Here is a 23364-nt window from a genome sequence, read left to right as displayed (position 1 = left end):
CGCTCAGGATTGGTATAAGCTTGGAGGTTCCTGCGGTGTCATGCACCGCTGATCAGGGATTCCGCCCCCGGCATCCCGGCCCCACTATTGAGCTCTTGGCGCATGACGGAACAACTAGTCGTTCACCGGTACGAACAACCCGATGACAAGGGGCTGAGCTGGCCTCGCATCGTCGGCATCGCGTTTGTAATTGCCCTGCATCTGGCCGCCTTCATGATGCTCCTCATCCCCGCCGTGGCTCCCAAGGCCGTGGCTGAGAAGGAGCGTAACGTCATGGTGACCATCGTAGACGCGCCGCCGCCGCCACCCCCGCCGCCGCCGCCGCCGCCGCCGACGGATACTCCGCCGCCGCCGGTGAAGAACCTGTCGCCGCCGAAGCCGTCGCCGGTTCCGCCGCCGCCGCAGGCGCCGGTCGTGGACGTGCCGGAGCCGCGCCCAAGCGACATCGTCACCCCGCCGTCGCCGCCGTCGCCGCCGGCTCCGCCGACCTCGATCGAGGCCAGCGTGGACATCTCGTCGAAGGCCATGAACCCGCCGCGCTACCCGCCGGCAGCCTTCCGCGCTGGTATCCAGGGCGAAGTGATCCTGATCATTGATGTCGATGCCAGCGGCAACGTCACCAATGTCACGGTGGAAAAGTCCAGCCGTAACCGCGACCTGGACCGTGCTGCGATGGAAGCTGCCCGGAAGTGGCGTTTCAACGCCGCCGAAGCTGGCGGTAAGAAGGCTGCTGGCCGCGTCCGCGTCCCGGTCAACTTTGCACTGAACTGATGCGGCCCGGGTGGCCAGCTGGCCACCCTCGCCCCCGGTTCGATTGTTTAGCTTAGCTACACCCTTTATCACCACACACAACAAAGGTAAGCGTCATGCTGCAGGAAATTTTCATCGCCGCTGCTGCCGGGGGCAATCCGTCCAACGCCCTGTCGCAGATGGGCTTCGAGCATCTGATCCACGAAATGACCACCAAGCCGGGTGATTTCGCGGTCTCCTGGGTCGTGCTGCTGACCCTGGTCGTGATGTCGGCCATGTCCTGGTACTGGACCGTCATCAACATCTTCCGTGCTACCCGCCTGAAGAGCGCCGCTGATCGCGTCGTCAGCCTGTTCTGGGATACCCCGAACGCGCAGGACGCCATCCGTGCGATGGAAGAGCAGCCGGCTTCGGAGCCGTTCTCGAAGATCGCTCTGGACGCTGCCCAGGCAGCTGCCCACCACCAGCGCGCTGAAGGCGGCGCCACCGGTGGCGTGGGTGAGAACCTGAGCCGCTCGGAGTTCGTCGACCGCGCCCTGCGCCAGGCCGTGACCCGCGAAAGCAACAAGCTGCAGTCGGGCATGACCCTGCTGGCCACCGTCGGTGCGACCGCTCCGTTCGTCGGTCTGCTGGGTACCGTGTGGGGCATCTACGGCGCGCTGATCAAGATCGGTGCCACCGGCTCCGCTTCGATCGACGCCGTTGCCGGCCCGGTGGGTGAAGCGCTGATCATGACCGCGATCGGTCTGTTCGTCGCGATCCCGGCCGTGTTCGCCTTCAACTTCTTCAGCAAGATCAACAGCGCGACCATCAGCAAGTTCGATACCTTCGCGCACGACCTGCACGACTTCTTCGCCACCGGTTCGCGCGTCCGCTAATTGCGACGCGCTGTACCTGCGACGAAGTAAGTAGTCACCAAGATCTAGACGGAGCCCGTTATGGCTTTCAGTAGTGGTAACAGCGGCGGCCCCATGGCCGACATCAACGTTACGCCCCTCGTGGACGTGATGCTGGTGCTGCTGATCATCTTCATCATCACGGCGCCCCTGATGTCCCACAAGGTCAAGGTGGATCTGCCGGAGGCCAACCTGGTCCAGAAGCCGGACGACACCAACGACCGCAAGGGTCCCATCACCCTGGCAGTCAAGGAAGATGGCTCGATCTACTGGAACGACGAAGAAATCAACAAGCAGACTCTCGAGTCGCGCTTGGCGACCGCCGCCCAGCAGACCCCGCAGCCGCCGCTGAACCTGCGTGGTGACCGCACCACCAAGATGCGCGTCATCAACGAGATGACCAAGATCGCGCAGGAACAGGGCATGCTGGACGTCGGCTTCGTTGCGACCAAAGAAAAGGGGCAATAAGCCATGGCATTCAGTAGTGGTGGTGGCAAGGGCCCCATGGCAGACATCAACGTCACGCCCCTCGTGGACGTGATGCTGGTGCTGCTGATCATCTTCATCGTGACCGCGCCGATCATGACGTACCCGATCGCCGTGGACCTGCCGCAGCGCGTGCTCAACCCACCGCCGCAGCTGGTCGAACCGCCGCCGCCGATCGAGTTGAAGATCGACGCCAGCAACCAGGTCTCGTGGAACAACAGCCCGATCAATGCGAGCGAGCTGCAGCAGCGGATGGAGCAGGAGGTCCAGCGTGACCCGACCAACCAGCCGGAACTGCGTATCGACGCCAGCCCGGATTCCGAGTACGACGTGATGGCCAAGGTCCTGGCCGCCGCGAAGAACGCTCAGATGAAGAAGATCGGTTTTGTGCAGCAGTAAACGCAACACCGCAATACAACAGTCATGACGCGACTGCAGACGCCCCTGGAAACAGGGGCGTCTTTTTTTGCCCGTTGGGGTCAGATTCCTTTTCAACAGGAAGAGGGATCTGACCCCATCAGGCTGCACGCGCCCGTTATGATCGGCGGATGCTCGCCCTCTTCGACTCCCTGCGCCACTGGCTGGATGGCATCGCCCACCTCGGGACGATCCTGGCGGTGGCCTATCTGCTGTACCTGTTCGCGCTGGCGGGCTGGATCATGCTGCAGAAGCGCGAGCCGGTCGCCACGCTGAGCTGGATCCTGTCGCTGGCGCTGCTGCCGTACCTCGGCCTCTTCATCTACTACCTGCTGGGCCCGCAGAAGGTGAAGCGGCAGCGCCTGCGTCGCGGGCGTGCGCGCTCGGGCATGGAGCATTACAGCGACGTCTGCCCGCCCGATGCCGACTGCACCGAGCTGGCCAAGATCGCGCAGGCCACCACCGGGCTGGCACCGAGCAGTGCCACCGAAGTGACCTGGCTGGTGGACGGCGCAGCCACCTACGCCGCGCTGCTTGAAGCTGTCGCGCAGGCACGCGATCACGTGCATCTGGAGTACTACATCTTCAACCCGGACCATGCCGGCACCGCGCTGCGCGACGCGCTGGTGGAACGTGCGCGGGCCGGCGTGCAGGTGCGCCTGCTGCTCGATGCGGTGGGCTCATCCGCCCTGCCGCGGCGCTTCCTGCAACCCCTGCTCGATGCCGGTGGCGAAGCGATCTGGTTCCACCCACGGCAGCTGTTGAAGCCGTTCAAGCGCCCATGGTTGAACCTGCGTACCCATCGCAAGCTGGTGATCGTCGATGGCCGCCTGGCCTTCACCGGTGGCATCAACATCACCGACGACGAGGACGAAAGCCGCAGGACCGATGCATACCGTGATCTGCACATGCGCATCCGTGGCCACGTGGTGCGAAGCCTGCAGCTGGTGTTCGCCGAGGACTGGCTCTACGCCAGTGGACAGGATCCATCGCGGATGGATATCGCGCGCCTGTGGCCAGCCGACATGCCCCTGCGGGGCGAAGGCCCGATCAATGCCCAGGTACTGGTGTCCGGCCCGGATTCGGGCTGGGAGACCATCCATCGCCTGCACGTGGCGGCCATCCAGGAAGCGCACGAACGGGTATGGCTGGTCACGCCCTACTTCGTCCCGGGCGAAGCGGCGCGGATGGCGTTGACCTCGGCCGCGCTGGGCGGGCTGGACGTGCGCCTGCTGGTGCCGAAGATGAGCGACTCCTGGTTCGTCACCCAGGCCGCGCGCTCCTACTTTGACGAACTGCTGCATGCTGGCGTGAAGATCTACGAGTACGGCCCACGCATGCTGCATACCAAGGCCTTCATCGCCGATGACGACGTCTGCATCGTCGGCAGCGCCAATTTCGACCACCGCAGCTTTCGGCTGAACTTCGAACTATCGATGATGATCAGCGATCGAGGTCGTGTTGCCGCACTGGCCGAGCTGCTGCAGGGCGAATTCGACCGCGCCACCCGGGTGAATGACCAGGCCGGCCGTTCGCTGTGGCTGCATCGCCTGCCGGAGGCGTTCGCACGGCTGGCCTCGCCGCTGCTCTGACGCAGCGCTACACTGCGGCGATCATCCGGGGAGCCCGACTATGTACTGGTTGTACCTGCTGCTGGCGCTGGGCTGTTTCGCCTTCGCCCTGAAGACGCCCAATGCCGGGTTGATGACCCTGTGCCTGCTGGCCGCCCTCGCCTTCCTGCTGGCCTGGGTACGCGGCCGCTACGTGGCCCGCTTTGGCGATCTGCAGCGCGACCCCGCTACCCTGGTCGATGCCGAGGAACTGCGCCGCCTGCGCGAACAGGCCCAGGCCCGTCGCAATGCCGCCCCCGACGAACACGATCCGTCCCCTCTTTCCAAGTAGTTCCGTTCCATGACCCAGCTCAGCGTCAACGTCAACAAGATCGCCGTCCTGCGCAACTCGCGCGGCGGTGCCGAACCGGACGTGGTGCGTGCCGCCCAGGCCTGCCTGGATGCCGGCGCGCATGGCATCACCGTGCACCCGCGGCCGGACCGTCGCCACATCACCGCCGAGGATGTGCTGGCCCTGTCCACGCTGACCCGTGCCCGTGGCGTCGAATTCAACATCGAAGGCAACCCGTTTGCACCGCCGCGCGAGGGCTACCCCGGCCTGCTGCCCTTGTGCGCACAGACCCGTCCAGCGCAGGCCACCCTGGTACCGGATGGCGACGGCCAGATCACCTCCGATCATGGCTTCGACTTCGAGCGCGATGCCGAGCGCCTGCGCCCGCTGATCGCGGAACTGAAGGCGATGGGCTGCCGGGTCAGCCTGTTCGTCGATGCCGGCAACCCGTTGCTGGAGCAGGCGGCCGAGGTCGGTGCCGACCGCATCGAGCTGTACACCGGGCCCTACGCCGAAGCGCATGCGGCCGGCGATGCCGATGCGATGCTGGCGCTGTTCGCCACCGCTGCACGCCGCGCGCAGGCCGCTGGCCTGGGCGTCAATGCTGGGCACGATCTGTCGCAGGACAACCTGCGCGATTTCCTGGCCAACGTGCCGGACGTGCTGGAGGTGTCGATCGGCCACGCGCTGATCGGTGAGGCCCTGTACGACGGGCTGGATGCCACCGTGCGCGGGTATCTGGCGCTGCTTTGATGCATTGCAGCCGAGCGTAGGCTCGGCTCTACAAGGTCCCAGCATCAACTGTAGAGCCGAGCCCATGCTCGGCTCAGCACAGTCCTGAACCCTTCAGGCGCCCGTCGCAGCCATTGAGACGGCCGCAGCCTACGCTTCCGCAATGGGTATTGCGATCAAGGGCCGAGGTTCCACGTCCCACCTTGCCGGGCGCTTTGAAAGCACCGTCAGCGAGGCGGTGGACGACGGCTGGGCGGTCGACGAGAGCGAAGAATTCCTTGCTCCGCGCCTGCGTACCGAAGTGCGTGCCGAAACCGCGCGCAGCATCATCACCCGCAACAACTCACCGGACGTTGGCTTCAGCCAATCGGTCAATCCGTATCGCGGCTGCGAGCACGGTTGCTCGTACTGCTTTGCACGTCCCTCGCATGCCTATCTGAACCTGTCGCCGGGCCTGGACTTCGAAACCAAGCTGTTCGCCAAGACCAATGCGCCGCAACTGCTGCGCAAGGAACTTTCGAAACCGGGCTACGTGCCGCAACCGATTGCGCTGGGCATCAACACCGATGCGTACCAACCGATCGAGCGCAAGTTCAAACTGACCCGCCAGCTGATTGAAGTGATGCTGGAGACGAAGCATCCATTCTCGCTGATCACCAAGAACGCGCTGGTCGAGCGCGATATCGATCTGCTTGAGCCGCTGGCGGCGGAGAACCTGGTCAGCGTGCACTTCTCGGTGACCTCGCTGGATCCGCATCTTTCCGCAAAGCTGGAGCCACGTGCGTCTGCACCGCATGCACGGCTGCGCGCGATGAAGCGCCTGCATGAGGCAGGTATTCCGGTTGGGGTGATGGTGGCGCCGGTGATTCCGTGGATCAACGACAGCGAACTGGAAGCCGTGCTGGAGGCCGCACACGATGCGGGCGCCAGCACCGCCGGCTACGTGCTGCTGCGCCTGCCGCTGGAAGTGGCACCGCTGTTCCGCGACTGGCTGGATACCCATCATCCCGATCGCGCCGCGCATGTGATGAGCACCATCCAGCAGCTGCGCGGGGGCAAGGACTACGACAGCCAGTTCGGCACTCGCATGCGTGGCCAGGGCGTATATGCCGATCTGTTGAACAACCGCTTCAAGCTGGCACGCAAGCGACTGGGTTTCAATGCGCAGAACAGCCATTGGCCGAAGCTGGATTGCAGCCGGTTCCAGAAGCCGCTGCCGCCGCGCAAGGAATCGCCGCAGGGCTCGTTGTTCTGAGGCAGCGCTGTGTCGGAAGGACGCCATCGCGTTCCGTGAGACGCACTGCGCACTGTTCAATCTGTCGGATATCGGACTACCATTCTCTCCCTGAACGCGCTGCGCTTGCGCGGGGGGGACGTGGATTGAAGAGAGGCTCAGTCCCTCAAGGATCGCCTGCGATGACAGGCTGAGGAGTGCGGCGAATGGACAAGTTGCCTCTTGCCACAATGGTAGCCCTGTTGCTGGCCAGTTGCAGCACCGTGGGGGGGGACATCATCATCCGTATTTCAGGGACAGTGCCGGCATCCTCAGTCATCGCCGAGCGCCAGGACACATGCCAGCTGCAGATGGTCTCCATCGAGACCGGGGAACATCTGAATACCAGGGAAGTTGAGGGTGAGTTCTCCTTGACGATGATGGTTGTCTCAGGCCCTGCGCCGACACACTACTTCTTTGTTGCCGACTGCAGCGATGGTCGCAGGTTGAACTCCAGGAAAATCAGCATCAGCAGTCGCCGCTCACAGAGCAGGACCTTCAATCTTGGAACGCTCAGTGAAGGCGACCTCTGACGCTTCGAACCGTTGTTCTGGATCATCTCCAGGTGCAGTGGAAGATGGAAATGCACCTGATCAGCACCGCAATGATCGACCGGGACAGCAGCGTTGTATGCGCGCGATCATGGGGACATTCAGAGCCTTGATGCCGCTGCTCATTGCGATGGTGCTGAGTGTCTGCGCCTTCCTGCCAACAAGAACAAGCAGTAAGTTCTATGTCGCAGCTGCGGACTCAGGTCGTGACGGATGCTCAATGGTTGCCTACAGGGAGCTGGCGTTGGCCTGCGGAGGGCCACTGCGGCGCCCGTGCATTCAATAGGCACATCAAGGCGGTGTGGCTTCCGGTTGAACGCTTGCCTGCGTGGGAGGGTGTCCCGGGCAAGGGGGACTCAATCATCGAGGAGAGTCTACAGCCGGCGTGAGGGAGCAATGCCGGCGAAGCCTGTGTGGTCGCCGCAGCTTACGCACTTCAGCCTGTAGCGATCCATATGCTCTCGGCGGAGTTGTAGAGGTTGCAACCGTCCGCTACGGTAGCAGGGGGAGCGATTCGGTCGACTATAGGATGACCGGTCAATCGCGGAAGCTTGCCGTGGGGAAGTCGAGGCAAAAGGGTGAATAAAGAACAGTTGAGAACGATGGCTCTTCCAGTCGGACGAGCCCTCTGCGTCGGTGCGGTGGTCTATTTCTACAGCAGAGCATCGTCCCTGTATCGCCTCGTCAGAGAGTGCCTCGATCATGTGGACGACACCCCTGCGTTCGAGTACTGCAAGGGATACCCGGATTCCATCCAGTTCCAGCTTATCGGTATGACGATCGCGTTCTTCATGCTTCTTCTGATAAATCACAGGATGGGAGCTTCCAATACGAACAGACCCGGGCGAACCTCCGGGTAACCACGCGGCGACAGGTGAATCTTCTCCAACCTCTGGCAGACAGCTTTCAATATGGAGCTCGAATCCAAGAATGAAGTTGTCGGTCCAAATACTCTGCTTCCTCATTCCTCTTGTGTTCGGTACGCAGCCTGCACAGGCGGAGAAAGTGCATGAATGTATCGTCGTTCCGCAGGCCACGGTCGTCACTGACATGCCGGCTGGCCTGGACGAGTTCGAACAACGACTATGGGCGGCAAGTACAGGTCAGAGAGTGCGCAAGGGCACGGACACCCTTCTTCTGCTGCGCCTCTTTTCGGAGTCGCCGGGCGTGATCGATTCCCAGCAGTACACCAAGATCACAGGCAGCCTGAAGCGAAACACGCCTTCGACGGAAGGGACGCCGGAGGTAGTGGATGCGCGCTTGACAAGTGGCGGCGCGGGCTTCGCGCACAAGGGAGACTTCTGGCTGTCCGATTCAGCGGACGTCGAACTACATCAGCCGCACAAGGGCGATAGTCGGTTCGAAGTCAAAGTGTCGGCTGTTGGGTGGAACAGCTATCGAAAAGAAGACCGTTCCTTTTATCTCCAGTTCACCTGTCAACTCAAGGAAATCCCTGTCGAGAAGCTCAGTGCCTGGCAAGGAGGCAACGAAGATCTCTGGGGATCCTTTGGACCTGCCAGATAACTGTGCGACCTCGGCACATACCCGGCAGCTATTGATCAGGCGGCGTGGATCGGGCCAGCTTGAGAGCTTGTCTTGCTATGCCAACACGATGGAAACGACATGGAACAACTACGAGAGCCGGAGATGGAAGAACTCAAGTCGTGGACGCAGAACAGATCTGCCTGCTGGTTAGGGGCAATGTATCCGGAACAACGCGATAGCTGAAATGAAGATCATCTATTGGCTGGGTATCGCGTTCCTGTGGATGCTCCCATTGAATTTTCTTCTGCTGACGGCGGCCAAATTGCTGTCAGCGGATGCGCTAGGCATCGAAGAGCTCGTCGGCCTCGGCATGGCCGTATTTGGTGGGGTAGCGGGAGGGATCCTGTATCGCCGTCGTCCTCGCAAGCGCACCGATCAGCCGAGCATCAATGCTTCGGTTCTCGGGACAAACGATTGAACCCTTGCGGGATTCAAGTTGCAGCGAACAACGGCAGTCGGGGAATGGGCCATGAAAAAGGTACCGTTGCGCCATCTGCTTCTATGCGCTGTCGTTGCTGCCTTGATAGGAGGGAATTACCTTTCAATGTTCGGATCCATCGGAGGTGGCGATTGGACCGGAAAGCCAACAGAAGCAGAACTGCGCGCTGCTACCGAGACTTTTGAACTCCCTTCAGGGATCCGTCCTACGAACGTGAGGTTCTTACGGAAGGTCACATTCATGAGTGTCGTTTTCGACGCCGAACTCGAATCTGATCCAGAGCAGAGCGCTGCCTTCTTCATCAAACAAGCTGCAGAGAAGCACTGGCGACTGCAGAAAGACAAACGGCAGCGCCATTACCGATTGATGGTCTTCTGCGAGGATCGCCTGGCGCACTCGGTAGAGCTGACGACAAGAGGCAGTACGGTGAAGCTCTATGGAGGAACCTATTGGGACTCGGACAGGGACGGTGACTACTACTGCTCTACGAGCGCCCGGTAATCCACCGATGGAACAACGAGCTTCCACGGATACTGGCTCCAATTGGAAGGGGCACGGTGACCTCACCCACCCCCAAACAACTTCTATGCGCCCTGGAACAGGATCCAGCTGGTCGCGATGAACTTATCCCCGTCCTGCGGCCGGTTGCCACGATGCAAGGAGCCTATGACGCCGCAAAAGCCGGGAAAGAGATGGTAGATGGCCAGTCGTCCGGCACCGATCCGTGCAATTGCAAGTGAGAGAATGATGAAGGTTCTACTTTGGGCACCAGTAGTTATATTTTCTTTGCTGTCATTGAGAGCAGTGGCTTTCGTCGTATACCAAGGGCTAAATGGATCTCCCTTCGAGGAGGAGGAGATCATTGTCGCTGGGATCGGCTTGATCTGTGGCTGGATCGCCTGGGTTATGTATAAGACCCTGATCAGACCATGGAGGAAGCCGAAGTCCTAGTCTTGAGCTGGAGATTGTGAGTCCCCCAGTCGCTGGATGGACTTTGCGCGCAGCCCGTCGCGCTGGGCTGCTGGTCAGCGCAACGGACGCAAGGCGACCGATAGCGCGCATCGTAAGCAAGAGATCACTGGTCAAATTGTCTCTGTACCTTGTCATGGCTCTCTTGATCGGAATGAAGACCGTCCTTCTATCTTCAGTTCAACTTTCAAATCAAGGATATCTCCGTCGAGAAGGTCAGTGCCTGGCAACACGGCAACGACAATTTCTGGCTGTTCTTTGGACCCACGAAATGGTTGGGTAGCCCTCCCCGTCCCCCCTCCCCCTAACAACTTCAGCGCGCCCTGGAACAGGATCCAGCCGGTCGCGATGAACTTATCCCCGTCCTGCGGCCGGTTGCCACGATGGTTGGGGGTAATGCAGTCGGCGCGATCAGCCGGCTGCCGGTGCGCGGCGCGATCTTCCGCTCCTGCTACAGGAACTCGGTTTCCGAGACAGTACTACGATGGCGAGAGCGGGCTCTGGTACAACGGCTTCCGCGACTACGACGCGAGTGCGGGGCGGTATGTGCAGAGTGATCCGATTGGCTTGGCGGGAGGGATGGACACTTACTCCTATGTATCGGAGAACCCTATGCGATACGTCGATCCCCTTGGACTAACCCAGGCCGATATCGATTGCCTTTACGCGTTGGCAAAGAAGAATGAAGTAGATCTGATGTTTCCAACTTGACCAAAGTTTGATGATTTCGCTGTATGACACTATTGTTCATGAGGTTCTTCACCCGAACTTGGGGGCTGCGCGGAGCATCTGGAAAAGGCCATGAAAAATTGGCCAGGGATGCAAACATTCGAACCGAACGAGCCAGTATTCCTGGGGAGCGCACCTGTGCAAATTAGGTTGTTGACTACGCTTGCTCTGGTCCTGGCCTGCAGTGCGTGCGCATCGCTTCCTGGCAACCAGAAGGTCAGTGCCTTCTATGTCTCCAACGCCAACTCTGATGTGGCGGGCTGTGATACGACTGACTTCAGGGAGGTTGCCCTTGCCTGTCACCGGATTGTTGATGGAAACAATGTAGTGGTGGCTTTGCGTGAATACACAGCGCCTGAAGTCGAAAACGAAAGGTACAAGAAGCTGACGTTGATCCTTCGCTCGAATCTGGCTGAAGGCGATGTGCTTGATTTGCCAAGCAGTGAAGGCAGGGCGGTCTACAGCACTGGCCTTAGCTTGAGACCCGGCAGCACTGGATGCTACGGAAAGGCTGTTTCCGGTAGCGTCGAGATCCTCAAGAAGTCCGCCGATCTGATGCGGGTCCGCATCAACGCACGCTTTGATCTCGATAGCCCAGCGGGCTGGAAGGACCACTGCAAGATGCGCGAGTTCAGTTACGAATTGAATGCCATTCAGAGATCGCTGGGTCAGCTGGACGCATGGGAGGGAGTGCCAGCACCTGGGGATTCTCTTATCAGCGAGGGCAGCCCGGGTAGCGGTCTGCCTTAGGGAATAGCACCAACCGCTCGCGCCACGGCACAGGGTCTGGCCGGCGTGCTCCATGATTCAAGCGTGGGCGCTGAGATCATCGAGTGACCAGCTTGTATCACCCACCCCCAAACAACTTCTGCGCGCTCTGGAACAGGATCCAGCTGGTCGCGATGAACTTGTCGCCGCCCTGCGGCCTGTTGCCACGATGGGTATGAGTAAACGCAGTCGGCGCAATCAGCAGACTGCCGGTGCGCGGCGCGATCTTCCGCCCCTGGAACAGGAACTCGGTTTCGCCCTCTTCGAAGTCGTCGTTGAGGTACAGCGTCCACAGCACATGCCGGTGCAGGGTCTCGGCCTGCGCGTCCTTCGGGTACAGCTCGCAGTGCCAGTACGGGTAGCCGCCCTCGCCTGCCGCATACCACTGCAGGTTGATCGCGCCCGGGCGCAGGCAGGTGCGGGCCAGATCGGCCAGCTGCTGCGGCGGCATGTCGGGGAAGTCCTCGGCAGACAGGCGTCGCGGTTGGCCGTTGCTGTCCTGGATCTGCAACATCAGCGGTGCGATCAACGCCTGTGGATAACGGCGTAGATAAGTCAGCAGGCCATTGAACACTGCGATCTGCAGCTGCTGATCGACATCCTGCCAGCCGTCCAGCCCACTGATGCGCAGATCCTTGCTGTGCTTGAGTTCCGGGAACACGCCACTGCCTACGGCACCGGGTTGCAGGTCACGCGTGGCGCGCAGGCGCTCAACGATCGCCGCGCAGACCTCGCTGGGGACGGCGTTGTGGATGACTTCGATGAAATCGACCGGGCCCTGCTCGTGCATGCGTGCATTCCTTAGGCGGCAATGGCTTGATGGTGCCGTTTGCCGCCCTCGGTGTCACCCCACGGTCATGTCATCGTTCTGCCATGATCGTTGTCGGGAGACTTGCCTCAGCCCTGCGCGTCGTCGTGCGCGTGGTGGTAGCGCACGGCTTCGGCCACTTCCTCGCGCGAACCGAGGAACACCGGTACGCGCTGGTGCAGCTGGTCGGGCTGGATGTCGAGGATGCGCTCGCGGCCGGTCCAGGCGGCGCCGCCGGCCTGCTCTACCAGCAAACCCATCGGGTTGGCTTCGTACATCAGCCGCAGCTTGCCGGCCTTGGACGGATCCTTCTTGTCCCACGGGTAGATGAAGATGCCGCCGCGGGTCAGGATGCGATGCACGTCGGCGACCATGCTGGCGATCCAGCGCATGTTGAAGTTCTTGCCGCGCGCGCCTTCCTTGCCCGCCAGCAGATCGCCGACGTACGCCTGCATCGGCGCTTCCCAGTGACGCTGGTTGGACATGTTGATGGCGAATTCCTGGGTGGCCGCCGGAATCTGCATGTTCTCGGTGGTCAGCACGAACTCACCCTTCTCGCGATCCAGGGTGAAGGCGTGGGTGCCGTGGCCGACAGTCAGCACCAGCTGCGTGCTCGGCCCATAGATGCAGTAGCCGGCGGCGATCTGCTTGCTGCCTTGCTGCAGGAACGCGTCATCGCCCGGCAGTTCGACATTGGTCGGGCAGCGCAGCACCGAGAAGATGGTGCCGACGGAAACGTTGACGTCGATGTTGGAGCTGCCATCGAGGGGATCGAACAGCAGCAGGAAGTCGCCACGCGGATAGATGTCCGGCACCGGCTGGCTGTGGTCCATTTCTTCCGAAGCACAAGCGGCGAGATGACCGCCCCAGGCGTTGGCTTCGAGCAGGATCTCGTTGCTGATGACGTCCAGCTTCTTCTGCGCTTCGCCCTGCACGTTGCCGGTACCGGCATCGCCGAGCACGCCACCGAGGGCGCCCTTGCTGACGGCAATGGAGATGCTGGTGCAGGCGCGGGCGACCACGGCGATCAGCTGGCGCAGGTCGGCGTTGATGCGGCCGGCGTGCTGTTCCTGGATCAGGAAGCGGGTCAACGAAGTACGGGACATGGTCGGGCAGGTCTCGGCAGCGGGAAAACGCCTATTGTCGCCCGTATGGCGGGGCCGTGCGTGAGCGCGGGAAGGCGTAATCGTTTCCAGATGCGTTGCGCTCGTGGCGCCTTCCTTTTGTCGAGGCTCGTGGGAGGGGGAGGCGATGCAGGACACGCTGCAAGTACGTCCATGTAAGCTCGATGGCGCCATCCATGGCGCCAACGGTCCTGCATCGCCTCCCCCTCCCACGCGCTTCAGGGTTCGCCGCGAGCGCGGTGGGTGTGGCAAAGGCAGGGGCAAATGCAAAAAAACAAAGGCGCCTTTCGGCGCCTTTGTTTTCAAGCACGTGCAACGTTTTTTCAGCTCTTGGCGACGGTGGCCACGGCCTTGGCGACGTATTCCAGGTTGTTCTGGTTCAGCGCGGCCACGCAGATGCGGCCGGTGCCGACGGCGTAGATGCCGAACTCGTCGCGCAGGCGCTCGACCTGCTCACGGCTCAGGCCGGAGTAGGAGAACATGCCGGCCTGTTCGTTGATGAAGGCGAACTGCGGCGCACCAGCGGCGGCCAGCTTCTCGACCAGGCCGTGGCGCAGGGCATGGATGCGCTCGCGCATCTCGGTCAGCTCCTGCTCCCACATCGCGCGCAGTTCCGGGTTGGTCAGCACGCCTGCCACCAGCGCGGCACCGTGGGTGGACGGGCTGGAGTAGATGGTGCGGATCACGCGCTTGACCTGCGACTGCACGGCCTTGGCGTCAGCAGCGGTCGGCGCCACCATCGACAGCGCACCCACGCGCTCGCCGTACAGCGAGAACGACTTGGAGTACGAGTTGGCGACGATGAAGCTGTCGATGCCGGCTTCGGCGATGATGCGCACGGCGGCGCCGTCCTGCTCGATGCCCTTGTCGAAGCCCTGGTAGGCCATGTCGATGAACGGGAACAGCTGGCGGTCCTTCAGCAGCTGCGCGACCTGCTTCCACTGGCTGACGGTGAGGTCGGCGCCGGTGGGGTTATGGCAGCAGGCGTGCAGCAGCACCACGGTGCCGGCTTCCAGCTTGCCGAGGTCGGCCAGCAGGCCATCGAAGTTCACGCCATGAGTGGTCGGGTCGAAGTAGGTGTAATCCACCACTTCGAAACCGGCCGCACTGAACACCGCGCGATGGTTTTCCCAGCTCGGGTTGCTCAGTGCAACGGTGGCGTGCGGCAGCAGCTTCTTCAGCACATCGGCGCCGACACGCAGCGCACCGCTGCCACCGACGGTCTGTGCGGTGGTGACGCGGCCGGCGGCCAGCAGCGGCGAGTCCTTGCCGAACACCAGCTCACGCGTTGCCTGCGTGTACGCCGGCAGGCCATCGATCGGCAGGTAGCCGCGCGGTTTGGCCTCGTTGGCGAGCTGCTGCTCGATCTGCTTGACGGCGCGCAGCAGCGGAATGCGGCCGCTCTCGTCGTAGTAGATGCCCACACCCAGGTTGACCTTGGTCGGGCGGCTGTCGGCGTTGTACGCCTCTGTCAGGCCCAGGATCGGGTCGCCTGGGACCAGTTCCACGTTTGCAAAGAAGGACACGGCGGTACTCGTTCGGTAGACGGAAAGGGGGAGGAATTGCGCCACGCGGTCTGCGGCTTTTCGGCCGGAAACAGCCCATCGTAACAAAGCCTGCCGGGGCTGGCCGCCGCCATCGTCATCCGTGTCCCCGTACCATGGCGTGCGTTGCCGCCCGATCCATCAACCTGAATCATGAATCCCGCCGCACGACGCCACTGCCTGCCGTTGTCCGCCCTGCTGCTGTCGCCACTGGCGGCCATGGCCGAGCCTGCGCCCACCGCCCTGCCCGCCGTGCAGGTGCAGGCGGCGCGGGTGCCGGGTATCGACCCGTTCGCGCTGCCGGCCAGCCAGGACACGGTCTGGATCGACGCTGGCCGGGCCGGCAACAGCGTGCAGTTGTCCGAGGCACTGGCCGGGGTGCCGGGACTGCTGGCGCGCGACCGGCAGAACTTCGCCCAGGACACGCAGCTGTCGATCCGAGGCTTCGGCGCGCGCTCGACCTTCGGTGTGCGCGGGGTGCGGGTGTTGATCGACGGGGTGCCCGCGACCATGCCCGATGGCCAGGGCCAGCTGTCGCATGCCAGCCTGCTGGGTGCCGAACGCATCGAGGTGCTGCGCGGGCCGTTCTCGGCGCTGTACGGCAACTCCTCCGGCGGCGTGCTGCAGGTGTGGAGCGCGCAGGGCCAGGCTGGCGACCCGTGGCGGTTGCGCCTCAACTCAGGTGCCGACAACACGCTCAGCGTCGGCACGCAGCTGAAGGGAGCCAGCCACGGGCTGGACTACAACATCGCCGCCAATCACTTCCGCACCGATGGCTGGCGCGAACACAGCCGCGCGCGCCGCGAATCGCTCACTGCGCGCATTGGCGGCGATCTGGGCGGTGGGCGACTGGAGCTGCTGCTCAACGCGCTGGATGCGCCGGACGCACAGGATCCACTGGGCCTGACCCGCGCGCAGGTCGCTGCGGATCCACGGCAGGCTACTGCGGTGGCGCACCAGTACAACGCCCGCAAATCGGTGCGCCAGCAGCAGGCTGGGTTGCGTTGGACCCGCGAAACCGACACCCAACGCTGGCAGCTGATGGGCTATGCCGGGCAGCGTGAGGTCACCCAGTACCTGCCGATTCCGCCGACCGCACAGGCCAACCCGTTGCATGCGGGCGGCGTGATCGATCTGGACGCAGGCTATGGCGGGCTGGACGCGCGCTGGGGCTGGCACGGCGATCTCGCCGGCCGCCCGTTGGATCTGGTGGCCGGGCTCAGCGCCGACCGCCAGCGCCAGCACCGTACCGGCTACGAGAACTTCATCGGCAGCACTCTGGGCGTGCGTGGGCGCCTGCGCCGAGACCAGATCGACACCGTGCAGAACGTCGACCAGTTCGCCCAGGCCTGGTGGCAGTGGAGCCCGCGCTGGTCGCTGCTGGCCGGGCTGCGCCACAGCGCGGTGCGTTTCGAATCCGATGACCGCTACATCACCGGGCGCAATCCGGACGACAGCGGCCGCCGCCGCTACCAGGCAACCACGCCCGTGGCCGGGATCAGCTTCGAGGCCAGCCCGCAGTGGCGGCTGCACGCCGCCGTGGGGCGGGGCTTCGAGACGCCTACCTTCAACGAGCTGGGTTATCGCGCCGACGGCCAGGCGGGATTGGCGCTGGATCTGGTGGCCGCGCGCAGCCGCAATCTGGAGATTGGCAGCAAGTGGCGCGCACAGGATGGAACCCAGCTCGATATCAGCCTGTTCCGCGCAGATACCGACGATGAGCTGGCAGTTGCCAGCAATATCGGAGGACGCAGCACCTATCGCAACATCGGCCGCACCCGTCGCCAGGGCGTGGAGCTGCAGTACCGACAGCCGCTGGCCGAACAGCTGGAACTGCAGCTGGCCTGGACCTGGCTGCAGGCGCAGGTGCGCTCGCCGTACCTGACCTCGAACACCGGCGTCGCCGTGGGTAGCCGTCTGCCCGGCGTGCCACGCCAGCAGGCCTTCGCCCGCCTGCAGTGGAGCCCCGCCGACTGGCAGTGGGCGCTGGAGGCCTCGGCCAGCACCGATACCGTGGTCAATGACGTGGCTACGGCGCGCGCACCCGGTTTCGCTCTGCTGCACCTGGAAGGCGGGCGCCGATGGACCCTGCCGGGCGGTGAGCTGCGTGCCTTCGCGCGGTTGGAGAACGTGCTGGACCAGGCCTACATCGGCTCGGTGATCGTCAACGATGGCAACGGCCGCTTCTACGAGCCGGGACCGGGCCGACGGGCCAGCCTCGGGCTGCAGTGGTCGTGGCGATGAAGTGGTAGTGCCGGCTGGCCGGCATGGCGCTGTGCAGGACGTCAGGAGGTTGCTGGCCAGCGGCCGACACTACCGGTCAATCGGGGGCCTTGGCCGGTACAAACGGCGAGGTCGGGTCGCTGGCCGGGAAGGTCTCCTCCAGCGCCTCGTCCTGGTTGTCGCTGGCATGCTGCTTGCGCTCGCGGCGCTTGAGCGGGCTTTCCTGGCCCCCACGATGGCGGTCGCCGCCGTCCTTGCGGTCCTGTGCGGCCTGTTCAGACTCGTGCTTCACCGGCAGATGCTCGCCACCGTGTTCGGCGTCAAAGAACGGTGCGCCGGTGCCGCGGTAGTCGGCGTTGTCGGCGTTGTCGGCATCGCGCTTACCGCGCTGCTCGCCGGGAATGGGCGGGTGGTTTTCCCGCAGCGGGTCACGGGAGGTCTCTCGGCTCATGATCTGGCTACCTGCGCTCGGGGGCTCCCACTACACCCCTCACAAGGTAAAGCCGCCGCGAACCTGGCGTCATGAACATCTCGCTCACCCCCCGGTAACGGGATCGCGCGTATTCCTGCCCACCCGCCCCCGCTGCAGGAGCCGGCCATGCCCCGTCTTGAACGACCCGCACCGTCCGTGTTCAACGCCCTGCTCGATCCGCTCGGCCAGCGTACAGCTCAGCGCCGCACGCGTCGCCATGAGGACCCGCAGGCGGTGGCGCAGGACTACCTGCAGTACATGCTGAGCGATTACGAAGAGCGCCGTGGCCAGAGCCATCGCAATTGGCGTGACCTCTGCCCGGTCTACGCCTTCGCGCTGACCACGCATGCCGCCGACTGGCCGCGCGGTGACGCCGCCGATACCTGCGAGGAGCTGGCCGAGCACTGGGAACAGATGCGTGGGCACTCGCGCTTGAGCTGGTCGCAGGCGCGGCCGGTGGTGGAAGATGCGTGGCGCGCACTGGACCATATCCCGGCGGCAGCGGTGAGGCCGTTGCTGCAGTAGCGCAGGGGTTCTGCGTACACGCTCAGGTGTGCTTTGGTTGCCGGCCGGCGGCCGGCACTACCGTGTTCCGTAGAACCCACGTGCACGGCATGGACACGGCTGGTTTACGCCCTCCGGCCCACGCTGGGCCCCCTGCCCCGCCAAAGGTGCACCCATGGCTCGCCCGATCTGGACCGGCACGCTGTCGTTTGGCCTGCTCAACGTGCCGGTGTCGCTGATGTCCGGCGAACGCAAGGTCGATCTGCAGTTCCGCATGCTCGACTCCCGTGACCGCAAGCCGATCCGCTTCGAGCGGGTCAACGCCGATACCGGCGAGGAGGTGCCGTGGAAGGACATCGTCAAAGCCTACGAGTACGACAAGGGCAGCTACGTCGTGCTGGAGGAAGGCGATATCCGTTCGGCGGCGCCGGAAAGCCACGAAGCGGTGGAAGTGGAATCGTTCGTGGATGCGGCGCAGATCGACCCACGCTACTACGAGAAACCGTATCTGCTGGTACCCGGCAAGAAGGCCGAAAAGGGCTATGTGCTGCTGCGCGAAACGCTGCGCAGTACCGGCAAGGTGGGCATCGCGCGGGTGGTGGTGCGCACGCGCGAGTACCTGTGCGCGGTAATGCCGCAGCAGGACGCGCTGGTGCTGATGATCCTGCGCTATCCGCAGGAGCTGGTGGATCCCGAGGACTACAAGCTGCCCGCCGGAAAACTGTCCGACTATCGCATCACCAGCAAGGAAACGGCGATGGCCGAACAGCTGATCGAGTCAATGGCCGGTGACTGGGATCCCTCGCAGTATCACGATGAGTTCCGCGAGCGTCTGCAGCTGGTATTGAACAAGCGCATCAAATCCAAGGGCGGCACTACCCGGGTGGAAGACGAGCCCGCACCGCGCGAAGATGCCACCACCAATGTGGTGGATTTCATGGCGTTGCTGCAGAAGAGCCTGGACGCGAACAAGCGCACGCCGGCGAAGAAGACGGCAACGCGCAAGGCACCGGCGAAGAAGGTGGCAAAGAAGGCCACCAAAAAGGCCGCAAAGAAGACCACGCGGCGCAAGGCAGGTTGAACCATGTCGCTGCACCAGTACCGGCGCAAGCGCAGACTGGGTGGTGGCGCCGGACAGACGCCGGAGCCTGACGACACGCCCGCACGCGGTGATCCGAAGCGGCGGCCGACCTTCGTCATCCAGCTGCATCATGCAAGCTCGCGTCACTATGACTTCCGCCTGGAAATGGACGGTGTACTGAAGAGCTGGGCCGTGCCGAAGGGGCCTTCGCTGCGCGTCGGTGAGAAGCGGCTGGCCGTGGAAGTGGAAGATCACCCGTTGTCCTACGCCGGCTTCGAGGGAAACATTCCTGAAGGCCACTATGGTGCTGGCCACGTGGATGTCTTCGATCACGGCACCTGGGCCTGTGAAGGTGATCCACTGCAGGCGCTGGCGGCTGGAAAGATCGACTTCGTGCTGCACGGGCAACGCCTGGCCGGTGGCTGGAAGCTGGTGCGTACGGCAATGAAAGGGCGTCAGGTGCAGTGGCTGCTGATCAAGCGCGGTGACGAGGAAGCGCGCGATGCCGAAGCGGATGACCTGCTGACGGCACCGATGCCGAAACGAGCGCCTGCGGCGAAGAAGCGTTCCGCAGAGAAGGCGACGCGTGCTGCACCTGCCGCACGCACGACCACACGCAAGGCTGATGCGCGCTGGCATGCGCGCGCGCTGAAACTGGACGGTGCACGCGATACACCCTATCCACGCGTGTTCAAGCCGCAGTTGACCGATCATCGCGACAGCGCGCCGGACGGCGCGCGCTGGCTGCACGAGATCAAGTGGGATGGTTATCGTCTGCTGGCCGATCTGCACGATGGTGAGGTGAAGCTCCGCTCCCGCAACGGCCTGGACTGGACGGCGGATTTTCCCGAGGTCGTGCAGGCCGTGCAGGCGGTGCCGCTGCGCGATGCGCGCCTGGATGGCGAGCTGGTGGTGTTGGACAAGGAAGGACGCAGTGACTTTGCGGCATTGCAGCGGGTGATCGACGGTAGTTCGAAACAACCGCTGCGCTACATCGTGTTCGATCTTCCGGGTGTGGCCGGTGCGGATATCAGCCGTTCGTCCTTGCTCGAACGCAAGGCATTGCTGAAGGATCTGATCGGGCCAGCGCCCGGCACCCTGGCCTTCAGCGAGCACGTGATCGACCACGGACCGCAGGTATTCGATGCCAGCGGTGAGGCCGGCTTCGAGGGCATCGTCAGCAAGCAGGTGGATGCTCCCTACGTGAACACGCGTGCGCGCAGCTGGGTCAAGGTGAAGCACGAAGACACCGACGAGTTCGTGATTGTCGGCCACACGGCACCCAAGGGTTCCCGGGTGGGATTTGGTTCGCTGCTTCTGGCCACGCCGGACAAGGCTGGCCTGCGCTATGTGGGCCGCGTTGGCACCGGCTTCGACGACGATAGCTTGCGCGCGCTGCTCAAGGCACTGCAGCCGTTGGCAGTGAATGCACCGGTGCTGCAGCTGCCAGCGCATGTGCCGTTCCGTGCCGCCAGCGTGCGCTGGGTGAAACCGGTGACGGTGGCGGAGGTGGCATTCCGTGGCTGGGGCAAGGAAGGCCTGCTGCGCCAGGCCAGTTTCAAGCGGCTGCGCAGCGACAAGCAGAAGGAGGATCTGGGTATGAGCACAGCCGATATCGAAGCCGGAGGCGAGGTCCAGATCACTCATCCAGAGCGGGTGGTGTTTCCAAAGGAGAAGCTGAGCAAGGGCGACGTGGCCGACTACTACCAGCGCATGGCGCGTTGGATCCTGCCCGAACTTGCCGGACGTCCGCTGTCACTGCTCCGGTGCCCGGACGGCGTGGGCAAGGCCTGCTTCTTCCAGAAGCACCACGGTCCCGGCCTGGGCGATGCCGTGCACGCGGTTCCGCTGCAACAGAAGAGCGGCCGCGAGGACTATGTCTATATCGACGATGCACGGGGCCTGTTGCAGCTGGTGCAGATGAACACCCTGGAGCTGCATCCGTGGGGCGCGACCGTGATCGATCCAGAGCATCCGGATCGCCTGGTGTTCGATCTCGATCCCGGCGAAGGCGTGAGCTGGGCACAGGTGAAAGCCGGTGCACGCGATGTGCGTGACCGCCTGCAGCAGGTGGGCCTGAAGAGCTTCGTACGCCTGTCCGGTGGCAAGGGCGTGCACGTGGTGGTGCCGCTGCAGCCCAAGGCAGGCTGGGACGAGGCGAAGGCGTTCTGCGAGGCGTTCGCGCAGGCAATGGCGCTGGAGCAGCCTGATCGCTACGTGGCGACGATGAGCAAGGCCAAGCGCAATGGCGTCATCTTCATCGACTGGTTGCGCAATACGCGGGGGGCCACCAGCGTCTGTTCGTGGTCGCTGCGCGCGCGCGATGGTGCGGGCGTGGCGGTGCCGCTGCGCTGGGAAGAGCTGGCCCGGGTGAGCGCGGCTGACGCGTTTCCGATGGCCAAGGCGCTGGCGCGTGCCAAGCGGCTGAAGGGTGACCCATGGCAGGGCATTGAACGGTTGAAGCAGACGCTGCCGTCGCTGAAGCGGTAGTGCCGGCCGCTGGCCGGCAACTGTAGGATGGCCGAGGTTGCCGGGCAGCGGCCGGCACTACCTGGATGCGCTCAGCGCGGATCGCGCGACGCGCGGCGACCGAACCACCAGCCGGCCAACAGCTGCAGCGGCAGTGACGCCAGCAGCGAAATGACGAACCAGAGTGGGAAATCCGCGCCGGCGGTCCACATCGCGTAACCGCATCCGAGTGCGATCAGCGACCAGATCGAGAAGCCATGCGAACGCGGCCAGCACGGCGCGTAGTAGGTGGCGAAGGAAATGCCGGCAACGCCACCGAGCACGCTGAAGGCCAGGTCCCATCCCAGCTGCACGCTGTTGCTGTCCGGTGACAGGCCCAACAATGGGGGCAGCCAGCTGGCGACGCTGCTGACCAGCGCAAGCGACAGCACGCCGCCGATCAGGGCGACGAGGGACAGGAACAGAGTCTTGAGCAGGCCGGGCATGCGCGCATTGTACGGCTGCGCGAAGTGCCTGGGGATGCCGGCCAGCGGCCGGCCCTACCGATGGATAGGCATGGCCGCCGCGTCCGTGGGAGAGGGGAACGGAGCGACGACGGCCATGCACAGGCGGTCAGGCGGCGAAGTCGAGCACCACGCGGCCTTCGATGGTGCCCGCGTGCATGCGCGCGAACACCTCGTTGATGTTTTCCAGGCGGTCGGTGCTGACCGTGGCCGCGACCTTGCCCTCGGCGGCGAACTGCAGCGATTCCTGCAGGTCCAGCCGGGTGCCGACGATCGAGCCACGCACGGTAATGCCGTTGAGCACCATGCCGAAAATGTCCAGCGGGAAATTGCCGGGTGGCAGGCCATTGAGCGAGACGGTGCCGCCACGGCGGACCATGCCCAGTGCCTGCTCGAACGCCTTCGGCGAAACCGCGGTGACCAGCGCACCGTGCGCGCCGCCGATTTCCTTCTTCAGGAAGGCGGCGGGATCGGTGGTGCGCGCGTTGACAGTGATCTGCGCGCCGAGCTGCCGGGCCAATGCCAGCTTGCTGTCGTCCACATCCACCGCAGCCACGTTCAGGCCCATCGCGCGGGCGTACTGCACCGCCATGTGGCCGAGGCCACCAATGCCGGAAATCACCACCCAGTCCCCTGGCTTGGTATCGGTAACCTTCAGGCCCTTGTAGACGGTCACGCCGGCGCACAGCACCGGCGCGATCTCGACGAAGCCCACTTCCTTCGGAAGCAGGCCGACATAGTTGGCATCGGCCAGTGCGTACTCGGCGAAGCCGCCGTTGACCGAGTAGCCGGTATTGCGCTGCGTTTCGCACAGCGTCTCCCAGCCACCCAGGCAGTGCTCGCAATGGCCACACGCCGAGTACAACCAGGGGATGCCGACCCTGTCGCCTTCCTTGACGTGCCCTACCCCGCCTCCCACGGCCACGATGTGCCCCACGCCCTCGTGACCGGGGATGAACGGCGGGTTCGGTTTCACCGGCCAGTCGCCCTCGGCGGCGTGCAGGTCGGTGTGGCAGACGCCACAGGCCTCGATCTTGACCAGTACCTCGCCCGCCCCCGGGCGTGGTACCGAGACTTCCTCGATCACCAGTGGCTTGCCGAACTCGCGCACGACAGCGGCCTTCATGGTCGAATTCATGTTCGGATCTCCGTAGTGCGCTTGCCCACAGAATGACGCCG

General features: G+C 63.7%; 23 protein-coding genes and 2 pseudogenes. 18 read left to right on the top strand and 7 right to left on the bottom strand.

The window, feature by feature from the left end; genetic code table 11:
* Positions 1-102: 102 nt before the first annotated feature.
* The 12 genes from V9K93_RS18325 (at position 103) to V9K93_RS18270 (ending at position 9492) form a co-directional block, all read left to right on the top strand.
* Entirely contained in the window at positions 103-771 is a 669-nt protein-coding gene (locus V9K93_RS18325) for an energy transducer TonB (protein ID WP_012509602.1), read from the top strand.
* 95 nt (positions 772-866) lie between these two features.
* The gene (gene exbB / locus V9K93_RS18320) at positions 867-1628 is read left to right on the top strand and encodes a TonB-system energizer ExbB (protein WP_004132614.1); all 762 of its coding nucleotides are present in this window, start codon (positions 867-869) and stop codon (positions 1626-1628) included.
* 60 nt (positions 1629-1688) lie between these two features.
* Positions 1689-2114 (top strand): ExbD/TolR family protein, encoded by a 426-nt coding sequence (locus tag V9K93_RS18315; RefSeq protein WP_012509603.1) that lies wholly within the window; start codon positions 1689-1691, stop codon positions 2112-2114.
* 3 nt (positions 2115-2117) lie between these two features.
* Entirely contained in the window at positions 2118-2531 is a 414-nt protein-coding gene (locus V9K93_RS18310; protein ID WP_004132666.1) for an ExbD/TolR family protein, read from the top strand.
* 149 nt (positions 2532-2680) lie between these two features.
* Positions 2681-4141: a cardiolipin synthase gene (gene cls, locus V9K93_RS18305; protein WP_136640080.1), complete on the top strand. Its 1461-nt coding sequence runs from the start codon at positions 2681-2683 to the stop codon at positions 4139-4141.
* 40 nt (positions 4142-4181) lie between these two features.
* Positions 4182-4451 (top strand): hypothetical protein, encoded by a 270-nt coding sequence (locus V9K93_RS18300; RefSeq protein WP_046986642.1) that lies wholly within the window; start codon positions 4182-4184, stop codon positions 4449-4451.
* A 9-nt stretch (positions 4452-4460) separates the two neighbouring features.
* Complete coding sequence (locus tag V9K93_RS18295; RefSeq protein ID WP_046986643.1) at positions 4461-5204, top strand: pyridoxine 5'-phosphate synthase; 744 nt, start codon at positions 4461-4463, stop codon at positions 5202-5204.
* 142 nt (positions 5205-5346) lie between these two features.
* Positions 5347-6438: a PA0069 family radical SAM protein gene (locus V9K93_RS18290; protein WP_046986644.1), complete on the top strand. Its 1092-nt coding sequence runs from the start codon at positions 5347-5349 to the stop codon at positions 6436-6438.
* A gap of 185 nt (positions 6439-6623) precedes the next feature.
* Positions 6624-6989 (top strand): hypothetical protein, encoded by a 366-nt coding sequence (locus tag V9K93_RS18285; RefSeq protein ID WP_136640027.1) that lies wholly within the window; start codon positions 6624-6626, stop codon positions 6987-6989.
* Positions 6990-7937: 948 nt separating this feature from the next.
* Complete coding sequence (locus tag V9K93_RS18280; RefSeq protein ID WP_337302986.1) at positions 7938-8531, top strand: hypothetical protein; 594 nt, start codon at positions 7938-7940, stop codon at positions 8529-8531.
* Positions 8532-8736: 205 nt separating this feature from the next.
* Positions 8737-8970, top strand: coding sequence for a hypothetical protein (locus V9K93_RS18275; RefSeq protein WP_248298524.1), 234 nt, complete (start codon positions 8737-8739; stop codon positions 8968-8970).
* 261 nt (positions 8971-9231) lie between these two features.
* Complete coding sequence (locus V9K93_RS18270) at positions 9232-9492, top strand: hypothetical protein (RefSeq protein WP_337302985.1); 261 nt, start codon at positions 9232-9234, stop codon at positions 9490-9492.
* Between the two features lie 602 nt (positions 9493-10094).
* Here V9K93_RS18270 and V9K93_RS18265 read toward each other — a convergent pair.
* A pseudogene (locus V9K93_RS18265) lies at positions 10095-10429 on the bottom strand (hypothetical protein); the annotation flags it as partial.
* Between V9K93_RS18265 and V9K93_RS18260 the strand changes: the two are divergent.
* Positions 10426-10596 (top strand): annotated as a pseudogene (locus V9K93_RS18260) (RHS repeat-associated core domain-containing protein); the annotation flags it as partial. The pseudogenes V9K93_RS18265 and V9K93_RS18260 overlap by 4 nt on opposite strands.
* A 165-nt stretch (positions 10597-10761) precedes the next feature.
* Entirely contained in the window at positions 10762-11439 is a 678-nt protein-coding gene (locus tag V9K93_RS18255) for a hypothetical protein (protein WP_337302984.1), read from the top strand.
* 97 nt (positions 11440-11536) lie between these two features.
* Here V9K93_RS18255 and V9K93_RS18250 read toward each other — a convergent pair whose 3' ends face one another.
* From V9K93_RS18250 to V9K93_RS18240, 3 genes are all read right to left on the bottom strand, one after another.
* Positions 11537-12247 (bottom strand): 2OG-Fe(II) oxygenase, encoded by a 711-nt coding sequence (locus V9K93_RS18250; protein WP_337302983.1) that lies wholly within the window; start codon positions 12245-12247, stop codon positions 11537-11539.
* A gap of 107 nt (positions 12248-12354) precedes the next feature.
* The gene (locus tag V9K93_RS18245; protein WP_337302982.1) at positions 12355-13371 is read right to left on the bottom strand and encodes a class 1 fructose-bisphosphatase; all 1017 of its coding nucleotides are present in this window, start codon (positions 13369-13371) and stop codon (positions 12355-12357) included.
* 341 nt (positions 13372-13712) lie between these two features.
* Positions 13713-14915 carry an amino acid aminotransferase gene (locus V9K93_RS18240; RefSeq protein ID WP_337302981.1) on the bottom strand — a complete coding sequence of 401 codons (1203 nt, stop codon included), beginning with the start codon at positions 14913-14915 and terminating at the stop codon, positions 13713-13715.
* Between the two features lie 171 nt (positions 14916-15086).
* Here V9K93_RS18240 and V9K93_RS18235 point away from each other — a divergent pair, with 171 nt between their 5' ends.
* Complete coding sequence (locus tag V9K93_RS18235) at positions 15087-17177, top strand: TonB-dependent receptor family protein (RefSeq protein WP_337302980.1); 2091 nt, start codon at positions 15087-15089, stop codon at positions 17175-17177.
* Between the two features lie 76 nt (positions 17178-17253).
* Here V9K93_RS18235 and V9K93_RS18230 read toward each other — a convergent pair whose 3' ends face one another.
* Entirely contained in the window at positions 17254-17607 is a 354-nt protein-coding gene (locus V9K93_RS18230; RefSeq protein ID WP_337302979.1) for a hypothetical protein, read from the bottom strand.
* 147 nt (positions 17608-17754) lie between these two features.
* Between V9K93_RS18230 and V9K93_RS18225 the strand changes: the two genes are divergently transcribed.
* The 3 genes from V9K93_RS18225 to ligD all read left to right on the top strand — a co-directional run bounded on the left by V9K93_RS18225 (position 17755) and on the right by ligD (position 21703).
* Positions 17755-18153 (top strand): hypothetical protein, encoded by a 399-nt coding sequence (locus V9K93_RS18225; protein ID WP_004132921.1) that lies wholly within the window; start codon positions 17755-17757, stop codon positions 18151-18153.
* Between the two features lie 154 nt (positions 18154-18307).
* On the top strand, positions 18308-19213 hold the full coding sequence (gene ku / locus V9K93_RS18220; protein ID WP_046985040.1) for a non-homologous end joining protein Ku: 906 nt from the start codon (positions 18308-18310) through the stop codon (positions 19211-19213).
* Between the two features lie 3 nt (positions 19214-19216).
* A complete protein-coding gene (ligD, locus tag V9K93_RS18215; protein ID WP_337302978.1) occupies positions 19217-21703 on the top strand; it encodes a DNA ligase D in 2487 nt (828 codons plus the stop codon).
* Between the two features lie 71 nt (positions 21704-21774).
* On the opposite strand, the gene V9K93_RS18210 is transcribed toward ligD, so the two are convergent.
* On the bottom strand, positions 21775-22167 hold the full coding sequence (locus V9K93_RS18210) for a hypothetical protein (RefSeq protein WP_046985038.1): 393 nt from the start codon (positions 22165-22167) through the stop codon (positions 21775-21777).
* 127 nt (positions 22168-22294) lie between these two features.
* Positions 22295-23323, bottom strand: a complete 1029-nt coding sequence (gene adhP / locus V9K93_RS18205) for an alcohol dehydrogenase AdhP (RefSeq protein ID WP_046985037.1) — start codon at positions 23321-23323, stop codon at positions 22295-22297.
* Positions 23324-23364: the final 41 nt, after the last annotated feature.

Source organism: Stenotrophomonas sp. CCNWLW162, from assembly GCF_037203745.1.
Taxonomy (GTDB): domain Bacteria; phylum Pseudomonadota; class Gammaproteobacteria; order Xanthomonadales; family Xanthomonadaceae; genus Stenotrophomonas; species Stenotrophomonas maltophilia_AQ.
The sequence above is the reverse complement of the archived record's forward strand: the minus strand, read 5'-3'. Positions and strand labels throughout refer to the sequence as shown.